The sequence below is a fragment of the Silvania confinis genome (assembly GCF_025564085.1).
GTDB lineage: Bacteria > Pseudomonadota > Gammaproteobacteria > Enterobacterales > Enterobacteriaceae > Enterobacter > Enterobacter confinis.
In genome coordinates this window covers 26,811-39,443 of sequence record NZ_JAMGZJ010000076.1, presented here as the reverse complement: position 1 = coordinate 39,443, position 12,633 = coordinate 26,811, and the positions used below count along the sequence as shown (strand labels likewise).

Below are 12,633 nucleotides of genomic sequence, written 5' to 3'. Positions count from 1 at the left end.
GGGCATCAGGCCGCAGCTACCGATAACGCAACACTACCCCAGATGCTCCCCTCCGCACACGCCGTGCACTTCCGCCGTCACGTAGCTTGATTCCTGACTCGCCAGATAGACATACACCGACGCCAGCTCTGCAGGCTGTCCTGCGCGCTTCATTGGCGTCTTCTGACCAAACTGGGGGATTTTTTGCTGGGTCTGGCCGCCGGAAATCTGCAGCGCCGTCCAGATTGGGCCAGGCGCGACCACATTGACGCGTATCCCGCTTTCCGCCACCTGTTTCGCCAGCCCGCGGCTGTAGTTCAGGATCGCCGCTTTCGTGGACGCATAGTCCAGCAGATGCGGGCTCGGCTGATAAGCCTGAATTGACGAGGTGGTGATAATGCTGGCTCCGGCAGGCAGCAGCGGCAGCGCCTCCTGGGTTATCCAGAACAGCGCCAGCACGTTCACCGCATAGGTTTCTTTGAACTGCTCGGTGGTCAGATCGGCAATCTTCTCTACGGCGACCTGCTTTCCGGCCACCAGCGCCAGCACGTCCAATCCGCCCAGCGCCGCGTGCGCGTTATGCACCAGCTTTCTGGCAAAGGTTTCATCGCTCAGATCGCCGGGGATCAGCACCGCCGTGCGTCCCGCTTCCTCGATAAGCCTTTTGACCTGCTGTGCGTCTTCTTCTTCGGCGGGCAAGTAGTTAATGGCGACATCTGCCCCTTCACGCGCGTAAGCGATGGCGGCAGCGCGTCCAATCCCGGAGTCGCCTCCTGTCACCAGTGCCTTACGATCCTGGAGTCTGCCGCTACCCTTGTAGCTCGTCTCACCGCAGTCCGGTACCGGATCCATTTTGCTTTGTACGCCAGGCGCGGGCTGAATCTGCTGCGGGTATTCACCGGTGTAATACTGGGTGGTGGGATCCTGCATTTTGCTCTGCGAAGTGGTCATTCATGTTCTCCTTGCTTGCATTGTCAGGCTTTAAGCTTAGGAGAGTCGCCGGGGTGGGGCGGATCATTCAGGATATTCCTGAACGCGGAGGGGGAGGTTAGGGCTTTACTGGGGTGGGGGTGATTTTGGCGACCAGCGCCTCTTCATCCAGTGCGACGGAGGTGACGCTGGAGGTCCGATAACCTTCTTCGGCCAGCTTGCGGGTTACGCGCAGGGTGGCGGTTTCACGTGCCAGTAAATACTGGTAATTACTTTCCAGGCGGGCGAGGATTTTTTCTTTTAATTCCGGGCGTTGCTCCATGATCGCATTGATCGTCGCGCCGTAGATCTCTTCTTTAATCTGTAAGGGATAAATCTCACGCCGGTTTTGCCATTTCAGCCGCACCAGACCTGCCGGGATCGACAGCAACTCTTTAGCAATGCGCTGCAGTTCACCGTTCTTAATTTGTTTAAGCGCCTCAAGGTTTTGCTCTAAGATAAACTCATCGCTTTTCTTGTCATCTAAAGTCAAATAAACGTTATTATTATCAATTTCCTTCACGTCATTCATCCTCCAGCTTATAAAAAACAGGTGAATTTCGTTCGCAGGTAATTAGATTTAACCAGATTTCATTGCCCGCTTCATTTATTTCATCCGTTTTTTCTGTCAATATTTGACTTAGTGCCTGCGCATCTATTTCGCCTTCCGCCTGCAGGTCATTGAGCAGGCGGGCGAACACCTCGATTTTAACCACCCGGAATAACCGGTCCTTAATATGCCGGTCGTGCTCTTCAAGCAACATATTGCGCGAGTTGCCAGTACGGGTAACACCAATTAATATATCGGGTGCCAAATCTGCGAGCGTTCTTTTCCCCTTAGTGAAATTTGCATTGCTTTCTGCTTCTGGCGGTTTAGGTTCCACGGAAGAAATGTGAAACTTGGCCGGAACCAGATTGTCGGGCAACATTTTATATTTCCTTTAATTTCAACGGGGTGGGGTTGTCTGGAGTGTGAGATTCGTTGACAATAACATGAGGCAAATTTAAAATCAAAAAAAATGGAGCCTGCCTATGAACAGCATTTTTTATACTGTCATTACATTGTTATTGCTTACCGCCGGGATTCTTTTATTGATGCGTGAGTTCAATAAAAGTAGCGAGGCGCAGAATGCGCACAGCCCGACTCCGTCAGAGCGGATGTCCAAAGAAGAGGGCGAAGACCATTTTTCAGTGCTGATGAATGCGATTACGCCGGTCTGGTACTGGCGCGTCAATCATGAATATATTGATTTTCTCCATGCCACTATTAAACGAATGAATATGGTAGAAATAAATAGCATTCCCGATCTGTTTGATGCCCAGCGTCGTTGCAGCGATCTGAACTCGGCGGTGTACAAATATTACGACAATATCAAGAAACGCTGCCTGAACGGCGAGAAGGTATCGCACTCCGACCTGGAGGTATTGAACCTACGCCAGTGTTTTCGTGAGTTCAGCCTCGAAGCCTATCCGTCTCTGGTGGTACTGGTGTGGCCGGAGTACGAACGCCCCATCGTAAAGCCACAGGAAGTGTAATGTTTTTGTTGTTTTGTTGTTGCAAACAATTTGGGTCAGTGAGATATACTGCGCGCTGGTTTCGTTTGCAGACAGGACACTATGGAACGCTTTTTTGAAAACGCAATGTATGCCTCCCGCTGGATACTCGCCCCGGTCTATTTTGGGCTCTCACTCGCGCTGATAGCTCTCTGTATCAAATTCTTTCAGGAAATTTTTCACGTCCTGCCGCATATTTTCAGCATCGCTGAATCCGATCTGATCCTGGTCCTGCTGTCACTGGTGGATATGACGCTGGTGGGTGGGCTGCTGGTGATGGTGATGTTCTCGGGCTACGAGAACTTTGTCTCACAGCTGGATATTGATCCGGAAAAAGAGAAGCTGAGCTGGCTCGGTAAGATGGATGCCTCGTCACTGAAAAACAAAGTGGCCGCATCGATTGTCGCGATCTCGTCGATTCACCTGCTGCGGGTATTTATGGATGCCAAAAACATCCCCGATAACAAGCTGATGTGGTATGTGATTATCCACCTGACGTTTGTGCTGTCGGCGTTTGTGATGGGGTATCTGGATAAGCTGAGTCGCAGCAGTAAATATTAACATCGCCTGATGGCGCTGCGCTCATCAGGCCTACGGGGATCGGTAGGTCGGGTAAGCGCAGCGCCACCCGACATTTTCACTACTTATCCGATGACGCCTGCCATAAATTGAGCTGTCCGTCCGCCACGTGCTGGTCAATCCGCTGCAGCTCGTCCTCGCTAAAGTGCAGATTGTTCAGCGCCTGTACGTTCTCTTCCAGCTGCTCCGTGCGGCTGGCACCAATCAGCACCGAGGTCACGCGGTCGTCTTTCAACAGCCAGCTCAGCGCCATTTGCGCCATGGTCTGGCCGCGTTCCTGCGCCATCTCATTCAGCATCCTCAGGCTGTTCAGGTTGGCCTCGGTCAGCATCGTCTCCGTCAGGCCGCGCACTTTCTTGCCTTCGCGCTGCATGCGTGAACCGTCCGGGATCCCGTTCAGGTATTTTCCAGTCAGCAGCCCCTGCGCCAGCGGCGTAAACGCGATACAGCCCGTGCCGTTGGCCGCCAGCGTATCCAACAGGCCGCTCTTATCCACCCAGCGGTTAAGCAGGTTGTAAGACGGCTGATGGATAAGCAAAGGGATCTTCCATTCGCGCAGCAGTTCGGTCATTTTCTGCGTACGTTCCGGGGAATAGGACGAGATACCGACGTACAGCGCTTTGCCGCTCTGCACCGCCTGCGCCAGCGCAGAGGCCGTCTCCTCCATCGGCGTGTTTTCATCCACGCGGTGTGAATAGAAGATATCCACATACTCCAGCCCCATGCGCTTGAGGCTCTGATCCAGACTGGCGAGCAGATACTTGCGTGAACCGCCCGCGCCGTATGGGCCCGGCCACATGTCGTAGCCCGCTTTGGTGGAGATAATCAGCTCATCGCGATAGGCCGCGAAATCATCGCGCAGCAGGCGGCCAAAATTTTCTTCCGCGCTGCCCGGCGGTGGGCCATAGTTATTGGCGAGATCAAAATGGGTGATCCCGCAGTCGAAGGCTTTGCGCAGCAGGGCGCGCTGGGAATCGAGGGGCTGGACGTGGCCGAAACTGTGCCACAAACCGAGGGAGAGTGCGGGTAAGCGCAGGCCGTTTTTTCCGCAGTAGCGGTATTGCATATTCTCGTAGCGGTCAGGGGAAGCGTTCCAGGGCATGATGTCTCCTTTGTTAGTGATTAACTTTCGAAACAGCGTTTCTATTCTATCCTTAGTTTGTTCACAATTCATGGAGATATGCGATGACGCGTATGACCGCCAAAGACTTTCCTCAGGAATTGCTCGACTACTACGACTATTACGCTCACGGCAAAATAAGCAAGCGTGAGTTCCTCAATCTGGCGGGTCGCTATGCCGTTGGCGGCATGACGGCGCTGGCGCTGTTTAATATGCTCAAACCCAATTACGCTCTCGCCGAGCAGGTGAAGTTCACCGACCCCGAGATCCTCCCCGAGTACATCACCTATCCCTCGCCGGACGGGCATGGCGAGGTGCGCGGCTATCTGGTGAAACCGGCCAAAGCCAGCGGTAAAGTCCCGGCGGTGGTGGTGGTGCACGAGAACCGCGGCCTCAATCCGTACATTGAAGATGTCGCCCGTCGGGTGGCGAAGGCGGGGTACATTGCGCTGGCACCGGACGGCTTAAGCTCGGTGGGCGGCTATCCCGGTAACGATGAAGAAGGGAAGGTGCTGCAGCAGAAGGTCGATCCTACGAAGCTGATGAACGACTTCTTTGCCGCCATCGACTTTATGCAAAAGCACCCGGATGCCACCGGCAAAGTGGGGATCACCGGCTTCTGCTACGGCGGCGGCGTCTCGAATGCGGCGGCAGTCGCCTGGCCGGAGCTGGCCTGCGCGGTACCGTTTTATGGCCGACAAGCACCTGCTTCCGAAGTCGCCAAAATAAAGGCGCCACTGCTGCTGCACTATGCGGAGCTGGATAAGAACGTTAACGAAGGGTGGCCGGCGTACGAAGCTGCGCTGAAAGCGAATGGGAAAGTGTATGAAGCCTGGATCTACCCCGGCGTGAACCACGGGTTCCACAATGATTCGACCCCGCGCTACGACGAACCGGCTGCGGAGCTGGCGTGGAAACGGACGTTAGGCTGGTTCGAGAAGTATTTGAGTTAATAAAAATGCCCGGCCAGCCTCAGGCTGCCGGGCACGCGTGGTTAGAAGCTGTAGCTCATACCTGCCTGAACGCTGGCGTCGTTATCCACGTCGCCGGTGCCGTAGTAAATGCCGGTATTCACCGAGAAGTTATGCGCGACAGTGGCATTCACGCCCGCACCAAACATCCCCATGCTGTTGTTATGACCGGCGGTGTTGTGATAATCCGCCGCCTGGATATCGGTATCATCGCTGAACTCTTTCTGCACGCGCACATCCAGCCATGGCATGACCTGCACGTTTTTGTTCAGATCGGTCAGGGTGGTGGTTAAACGCAGACCCGCACCGCCGTTCCATGAGGAGACCTGGCTGTCAGCAAAGGTCACTTCGCTGTCGGAGAAGCCGTTGGCCTTGGTCTGATCCCAGCCGAGGATGGCGTACGGTTGCAGCACGGTTTCGCCCGGCAGCAACACGTTCACCCCGGTACGCGCCTGAGCCATGTACAGGCTTCCGTCGGTGGAGCCGTGCAGGGCTTCGGTCATCCCGCTGGTGTCGCCGGTAACGTTGTGGGCAGAGAGCGAGTAGCGCATATCGCCATAGCTGAAGCTGCCGTCAGCGAACAGGCCCCACTGACGGCCGTCCAGCGCCTGCTGCCAGCCGCCGTACAGGCTGTAGTAGTTGCCGTAAACGGTGTCCTTGAAGCTGTCCGGGCCGTTGTCGGTATCTTGTACGCGGCTGCGGGTCCAGGCCAGCGCCACACCGCCGGTCACGCTATCGCCGTTGGCAAGGTACGCCGTCCAGTCAACGCCGCCCTGCGCGCCCTGGGTGATGCTCTTGTAATCCACATCGTTGCTGAAGTTGCCGTTCTGATAGAGGAAATCCCCCCACAGCTGAGCGCCTTCCTGCTGATTGCCCATCAGGCCAGCAAAGTGCAGACGATCCAGATGGCTGGTGATGTCATCAGTCACCTGATGACCGGCCTGTTCGGCGGCATCCAGTCCGGCAACCATTCCCTGCACGTCGCTGGCCAGTTCACCGCGCGAGCTGTTAAAGACAATATTCCAGTCCTGACTGTTGTCCGCGGTGAGCAGCGTTTGCGGTGCCGTATCGGCGGCAACAATGCTCAGGTCATTGTTGTAGTTGTACGCTGCGCTGCGGTTTTCGACCTGCTGCTGACCGTTGCTGAAGGTCGCGTTGGCGGCATTTTGCGGCGTGCTGGTGGCGGTGGTGGTAGTGAAAGTACCCAGTACGCGGTTCTGCTGATTGAGGGCTGAAGCAGTGATGTTATCCACCACCACGGAATTACGGGAGCCGGTGATCTCGCCAAAGTTGACCTGGCTGTCGGTGCTCATGGTCACTTCGGCATTGCTGCCGGTGGTGGTGGCAGTGAGCGTGGAACCGTTTTGCAGATTCCAGCTGGTAGCATCGTTGATGGTGTCGAGGGTGATGCTGTTATCGCTGGTGGTATTCACCGTTTCAAACTGATTAATTTGTCCGTTAATCGAGCTGCCTGCATCCATCGAAAGCGTATCGTTGCCGTCGCCGCCGGTCACATTGCCGCTGACGTGCGAGTCATTCACCAGCACCACGGTGTCATTGCCTTTGCCGGTAGTGATATCACCGTTCACATTGGCGCTGTTTTGCAGGGTGATGGTGGTATCGCCGCTGTTCTGGCTGGCGTTCACGTCGCCATTAATGGTGCTGTTATCCACCAGCACGGTATTGGTGGAATTTCCGTCGAGCGTCACATTGCCGTTCACCACGCTGTTGTTACTGAACGACAGGTTGGTCTGGCCTTTCTCGTTGATGACCCCGACATCGCCGGTCACGGTGCTGTTATTCAGCGCCAGCGTGTCCTGAGTGGTGCCGTACATCGCCACCGCCACGTCGCCAAAAGCATCGATGTTAATATTTTTGAACGGTTCGTAATGACTCAGTTGCTCAACCACGGTGTCGAGGTTTTTTGCCACCAGGCTGTTGGTCGCATCCACGGTGGCATTGGTCAGGTTAATGGTGGTATCTGATTTATCGCTGCCGACGTAAATGCCGCCGTTATCCATGACGCTGTCGCTGATGGCGATGCTCTGGCTTCCTGCACCGGCACTGATAATACTGCCATGAAGCGCGCTACCGTTGCTGATATCCACAGTGTGGTAGCCCGCATCAAGCGGATCGAGATAGATGGCGGCACCCATCATATAGGCTTTATTTCGCTGATAGGTTCCATCGCTGTTTTCACCGTCCAGCGTGGAGTGATCGACATTGACGTTGGTATTGGTAGTGGCATCTTTGTTACCGACTTCAATCATATCCACGGTCGCATTGTTGGTGACGTTAATATTCACCGTCCCGCCGTTGCTGCCCTGAATATAATGGCCCGACATGTCCGTGCCGGAAACGGTTAAGGTCTGGGTATCCTCCGCCGTGCGGTGGCCGTCCATGTAGATGTTAGTCGCCGTGGCATCGGCCATCACGGCGTCGGTGACGCCCGAGTTTTGATAGAAGCTACCATCGGTATATTTCGACAGGCCGCAGGTCTGGGTCGTATCGCCATTTTGACAAGACGTAGCGGGGGTATTTTGTGCCTGAGCGGCAAAGGAGGTTAATGCCAGTAATACACACTGCGACAGCAAAGTCCGTTTTGTTAAATTACGCATTTGATAATCTCTTAAATATCTCGAATGAAGTGGCCTCTTTTTAAATTAAATTTGCGCAATTAAGAACTTTCTCAGGCGAAAAGGATGTAATGAAATTTGAAAAAATATCCAGCGAATAATCAACCGATTAAATAGAGATATTTAATTGATATTTTTAAATACATTTATGGTGTGAATATTACAGTTTTATTTACGTACAAAAAGTGGGAGTTTTGACGCAAGGAGGCGCGATTGATTGCTGATAGCGAACAGCTATCTAACCCTTAGGGATTATATGGGTAATGAATGGAGAGAGTGATTTACATTTACAAACTGTATGAAATCTAAAAACACGTTATTTCCAGGGGTATCTGCCCAGCCTGATTATCATTTTCCGCTTCGCTAAACGGAAATGAAAAGTTTTCTAAAATTAACCTAAAAAGGTATGGCTTCGCTGTTTATTGCCGATAACGAGGATAAGACTCGCCTGCAGGCGAGATCTCCCTCACGGCAAGGAAACGATTATGCAAGTGCTTCGTAATTTCACGATCCGGTTCGTTATGCTGACGATACTGGGGATCTTTTGTTTAATGTGGGCGGGAGTTGGGCTGTACAGCACCTGGGCGCTGTCACGCGTTGCGGACGGTAATGAAGTGGATCGGCAACTGGTAAAACAGATGACGGTGCTGAGCCAGGGCAACGATCAATACTTCCGCTTTGTCACCCGTCTGAGCCGTGCGATGGACGCGCAGGCGGCGGGTGGCACGGCTGACCTCGCGTCGGTACAGCAGGCGCAGGACAACATGGCCAGCAAGCTCGATGAACTGAAAGCGATTTCGCCGGGGCCAATGGATGCCCAGATTTCCGCTCAGGTGATCGCCAGCTGGCAGGCGCTGCTGGAGAACGGCGTCAGGCCGCAGATGCAGCTGGCGCAGCAGGGGAATGTTGACGGCTATCGCCAGCAGGCGAACAGCGTCACCCCGCCGTTGAGTCGTGCGTTTGGTGCCAGCGCTGAACAGTTCAGCAAAGCCGCCGACACCATCCTCGACAGCACCCGCGTGGCAGTGGATGGCCTGACCAGCTTCACCCGCACGGCCATTATCACGGCGACGATTATTGGCCTGCTGATCCTGCTGTTCACCGACCGTTATCTGGTCGCGATGCTGGTGAAGCCGCTGGATCGCATCCGCGAGCATTTTCGCCAGATTGCACAAGGCGATCTCAGCCAGCCTATTGCGCCGTTTGGCCGCAACTGCGTGGGGCAACTGGTGCCGCTGTTGAGTGCCATGCAGGACAGCCTGCGCGAAGCGGTGAGCACGATTCGCTCTGGCAGCGAGAATATCTGGCGCGGTGCCACCGAGATCTCCAGTGGCAATAACGATCTCTCCTCACGTACCGAAGAGCAGGCCGCCGCCCTGGAAGAGACCGCCGCCAGCATGGAGCAGCTCACCGCCACGGTGAAGCTGAATGCGGACAGCGCCCGCGAGGCAAGCCAGCTGGCCGACGTGGCCTCGACCTCCGCCAGCCGCGGTGGGGTGCTGGTGGAAAAAGTGGTCAGCACCATGAACGGTATCTCCGTCAGCTCGCAAAAAATTGCCGAGATCACCAGCGTCATCAACAGTATTGCCTTCCAGACCAATATCCTGGCCCTGAATGCCGCAGTGGAAGCCGCCCGCGCGGGCGAGCAGGGGCGTGGTTTTGCGGTGGTTGCGGGCGAAGTGCGTAATCTGGCAAGCCGCAGCGCAAACGCGGCCAAAGAGATTGAAGGGCTGATTGCCGATTCGGTCTCGCGCGTGGAGCAGGGAGCAAAACTGGTGAACGACACTGGCACCACCATGGAAGCCGTACTGCGCGACGTCAGTGAAGTGACCACCATCATGAAACAAATTGCCGCCGCCTCGGAAGAGCAGAGTAAAGGCATCTCGCAGGTGGGGGTGGCGATCACCCAGATGGACGGTGTGACCCAGCAGAACGCCTCGCTGGTGGAACAGGTTTCAGCGGCGGCGCTGGCGCTGGAGCGTCAGACCGAAGAGCTGCAGCGATCGGTACAGAAGTTCCGGCTTTCGGCTCAGTAGTTGCGCTATTTTATGGCCGGCTACCGTCTGGAAAGCTGAGCGTCGGTAATGATTTGCGTCACCTGAGACAGGTCACCAATCTTCACTTCGCTGGAGCGCCGGAACTTACTTTTGTCGATCAGCAGCAGCGACTGGCTGGCGCGGCTCAGCAGCTGCGTCTTAAATCCGGCATTGTGCGGGGCGGGATCCCACATCACGCCCTGTTCATCCACCCCTTCGCAGGAAAAGATAAACAGGTCGATCTCCAGCGATTTCAGCTGGGTGACCAGCGCCGGATTCACATAACAGCGGTACTTACGTTCCAGCGTCCCGCCCGAGCAAATCAGGGTCACGCGTTCACGCTTCGCCATCTCGTGGCAAATGGGCAGGCTGTTGGTAAACACCGTCAGCGGGATGTCCGGTAGCTGCCGCGCAAGGTGAAAACAGGTCGAGCTGGCATCGAGCGCCAGGATCATCCCTTCGCTGACCCAGTCCAGCGCATGGCGGGCAATATCGGCTTTATCCGCGTAGTGGCTTTTCAGGCGTGCGCCAAACGGCTCGCCGCCGTCGCGATGATCCGGATGGATCGCCCTGGCGCGCCCGTGATGGCGGACGATCTTCCCCTGCTGCTGAAGCTGTTGCAGATCGCGGCGAATCGTCTCTTTGCTCACCGCAAGAGATGCGGCAAGCGCGTCTGTCGTGAGGCCGTCGCACGCCGCCAGCTGGCGGAGAATCTCCTGCTGGCGGCTGTTTTTCATGGCTGGGTTCCGCTGCGCGACACCGAAAGCAGCATCTGGCCGATGGCCACGTCGTTTTTGCCGGTGTGCTTAATCTGGTACATCGACTGATCGGCGCGTCGCAGGGCATTGATGAAATCATCCTGCGGCTGGACCTCATCAATCCCCACCGATGCCCCTACCTGCGCCTGTCCGTTGTCGAGTTCGAATGGGGTGAGCGCCGCGTTCAGGCAGCTGTGCGCGGTTTGGTTGATCAGCAAACTGGCGAGTGGGAAGGGCAGCAGCAGTACAAATTCATCGCCACCCAGCCGTCCGACTATCGCCCCCGGCGGGCAGGTGTTGCGCAGGCGTTGGCTGAGCTGGATCAGCAGCTCATCGCCGCTGCGGTGGCCAAAGGTGTCGTTAACCGTTTTAAAATCGTCAAGATCGATAAAGGCGACGCACAGCGGCCCGTGCGTTTTAAGCTGGGTGAAGTGTTTGATCAGCGCATGGCGGTTGGCCAGCCCGGTGAGCGGGTCGTGATTCGCCAGCAGCGCCAGCTGCTCTTCGTACTGCTTCTCTTTGGTCATGTCGATGTGCGTGCCGGTGACCTTAAGCGGGTTGCCATGTTCATCCCACTCGCTGACGCGGCCGCGATCCAGCACCCAACTGACGGTGCCGTTTTTGTGCTGCATACGGTGCAGCGCTTCGTAGAAAGGGGTTTTGCCGTGCAGGTGATCGTAAAACGCATCGAGGACGTTTTGCTTATCATCCGGGTGCAAGTGTTCCCGCCAGACTTCAAACTGGGCGTTCAACTCTTTGGGCTGATAGCCCAGCATCGATCCCCAGCGGCGGTTATAAATAATCAGCTTGCCGCTCGGAACGTCGAGCTGCCACAAACATAATCCCGTCCCGTCGAGCGCAGCACTGAGCTTGCTGCGGGCGTCGCGCGCCAGCCTGGCAAGCCGGGTATTATGTTTTTTCAGATTCTGGATCTGCTGTTTCAGCGACTTTTCTGACATGCGATTTATCTGAATAAAAAAAATATTGATGCCAGTTTAACGGACGGAAGTAAATATGCTGTTGAAAAAAGACAAGGGTTTGCGTCAGGAAAATATCAGATGCGCTAAGTCTGAGCAGAGATAATGAATGACCAAAAGCCGGGCAGCAAACTGCCCGGCACGGAAATTAACCCTGACGTTTATCTTCGGTCTGGGTGTCGAAGTCGCTGGCGGCATGACGCTCATGCAGCTGTTCGTTCAGCTCGCCGTTGGTGCGGTTGACGATGCGACCGCGCTTTACTGCCGGACGGCTGGCGACATCCTTCGCCCAGCGCTGCACGTTCTTATAGCTCTCTGCATCGAGGAACTCGGCGGCACCATACACCTGGCCGAGTGCCACGCTGCCAAACCACGGCCACACCGCGATATCGGCGATGGTGTACTCTTCACCCGCCAGGTAGCGGCTGCGCGAAAGCTGTTTATCCAGCACGTCGAACAGTCGTTTGGCTTCCATGGTGAAGCGGTCAATTGCGTACTCAATTTTCACCGGCGCGTAGTGATAGAAGTGACCAAAACCGCCGCCGAGGAACGGGGCAGATCCCTGCAGCCAGAATAGCCAGTTCAGGGTTTCAACCCGGCCTGCCGGATCTTTTGGCAGGAAGTGATCGTATTTTTCGGCGAGGTAAAGCAGGATGTTGCCGGACTCAAAGACGCGCGTCGGCGGGGTCGTGGAGTGGTCGCGCAGGGCCGGAATTTTGGAGTTCGGATTCACCTCAACAAATCCGCTGGAGAACTGATCGCCCTCACCAATGCGGATCAGCCACGCGTCATATTCCGCGCCCGTTACCCCAATCGCCAACAACTCTTCCAGCAGGATCGTCACCTTCTGGCCGTTTGGCGTGCCCAGGGAATAGAGCTGCAGCGGATGCGAGCCGACCGGCAGCGCTTTCTCGTGCGTCGCGCCAGAAATAGGGCGGTTGATACTGGCAAACGCGCCACCGTTATTATTCTGCTTCCATTCCCAGACTTTTGCTGGCTGATAAGATTCATCTGACATGCTGATCTGCCTTTTACGTGATGTGTTGAGGCAGTT

General features: G+C 55.6%; 12 protein-coding genes. 4 read left to right on the top strand and 8 right to left on the bottom strand.

The features are described from left to right. Nucleotides 1-33: 33 nt before the first annotated feature. The 3 genes from M8013_RS12545 to M8013_RS12535 all read right to left on the bottom strand — a co-directional run bounded on the left by M8013_RS12545 (nt 34) and on the right by M8013_RS12535 (nt 1,877). Nucleotides 34-930, bottom strand: coding sequence for an SDR family oxidoreductase (locus tag M8013_RS12545; RefSeq protein ID WP_418939536.1), 897 nt, complete (start codon nt 928-930; stop codon nt 34-36). 97 nt (nt 931-1,027) lie between these two features. Beyond that, on the bottom strand, nt 1,028-1,480 hold the full coding sequence (locus tag M8013_RS12540) for a cytoplasmic protein (RefSeq protein WP_271268140.1): 453 nt from the start codon (nt 1,478-1,480) through the stop codon (nt 1,028-1,030). Then, entirely contained in the window at nt 1,473-1,877 is a 405-nt protein-coding gene (locus tag M8013_RS12535) for a hypothetical protein (RefSeq protein ID WP_271268139.1), read from the bottom strand. Before M8013_RS12535 ends, M8013_RS12540 begins: the two co-directional genes overlap by 8 nt. A 103-nt stretch (nt 1,878-1,980) precedes the next feature. Between M8013_RS12535 and M8013_RS12530 the strand changes: the two genes are divergently transcribed. Together M8013_RS12530 and M8013_RS12525 are read left to right on the top strand one after the other, a co-directional pair. Beyond that, on the top strand, nt 1,981-2,484 hold the full coding sequence (locus M8013_RS12530) for an ESA_00282 family adhesion-associated protein (RefSeq protein WP_271268138.1): 504 nt from the start codon (nt 1,981-1,983) through the stop codon (nt 2,482-2,484). Between the two features lie 81 nt (nt 2,485-2,565). Further along, nucleotides 2,566-3,063 (top strand): TIGR00645 family protein, encoded by a 498-nt coding sequence (locus tag M8013_RS12525; protein WP_271268137.1) that lies wholly within the window; start codon nt 2,566-2,568, stop codon nt 3,061-3,063. Nucleotides 3,064-3,142: 79 nt separating this feature from the next. Here the strand turns inward: M8013_RS12525 and M8013_RS12520 are convergent, their stop codons facing one another. Continuing rightward, nucleotides 3,143-4,183, bottom strand: coding sequence for an aldo/keto reductase (locus M8013_RS12520; protein ID WP_271268136.1), 1,041 nt, complete (start codon nt 4,181-4,183; stop codon nt 3,143-3,145). Nucleotides 4,184-4,266: 83 nt separating this feature from the next. Between M8013_RS12520 and yghX the strand changes: the two genes are divergently transcribed. Then, nucleotides 4,267-5,154: a YghX family hydrolase gene (gene yghX, locus M8013_RS12515; protein ID WP_271268135.1), complete on the top strand. Its 888-nt coding sequence runs from the start codon at nt 4,267-4,269 to the stop codon at nt 5,152-5,154. Nucleotides 5,155-5,195: 41 nt separating this feature from the next. Here yghX and M8013_RS12510 read toward each other — a convergent pair whose 3' ends face one another. Continuing rightward, complete coding sequence (locus M8013_RS12510) at nt 5,196-7,790, bottom strand: autotransporter domain-containing protein (RefSeq protein WP_271268134.1); 2,595 nt, start codon at nt 7,788-7,790, stop codon at nt 5,196-5,198. Between the two features lie 503 nt (nt 7,791-8,293). Between M8013_RS12510 and M8013_RS12505 the strand changes: the two genes are divergently transcribed. Continuing rightward, entirely contained in the window at nt 8,294-9,844 is a 1,551-nt protein-coding gene (locus M8013_RS12505) for a methyl-accepting chemotaxis protein (protein WP_271268133.1), read from the top strand. A gap of 20 nt (nt 9,845-9,864) precedes the next feature. Here M8013_RS12505 and fucR read toward each other — a convergent pair whose 3' ends face one another. From fucR to yghU, 3 genes are all read right to left on the bottom strand, one after another. After that, nucleotides 9,865-10,581: an L-fucose operon activator gene (fucR, locus tag M8013_RS12500; protein ID WP_271268132.1), complete on the bottom strand. Its 717-nt coding sequence runs from the start codon at nt 10,579-10,581 to the stop codon at nt 9,865-9,867. Then, the gene (locus M8013_RS12495) at nt 10,578-11,561 is read right to left on the bottom strand and encodes a sensor domain-containing diguanylate cyclase (RefSeq protein ID WP_271268131.1); all 984 of its coding nucleotides are present in this window, start codon (nt 11,559-11,561) and stop codon (nt 10,578-10,580) included. Before M8013_RS12495 ends, fucR begins: the two co-directional genes overlap by 4 nt. Nucleotides 11,562-11,727: 166 nt before the next feature. Further along, the gene (gene yghU, locus M8013_RS12490; RefSeq protein ID WP_271268130.1) at nt 11,728-12,597 is read right to left on the bottom strand and encodes a glutathione-dependent disulfide-bond oxidoreductase; all 870 of its coding nucleotides are present in this window, start codon (nt 12,595-12,597) and stop codon (nt 11,728-11,730) included. Between the last annotated feature and the right edge of the window lie 36 nt (nt 12,598-12,633).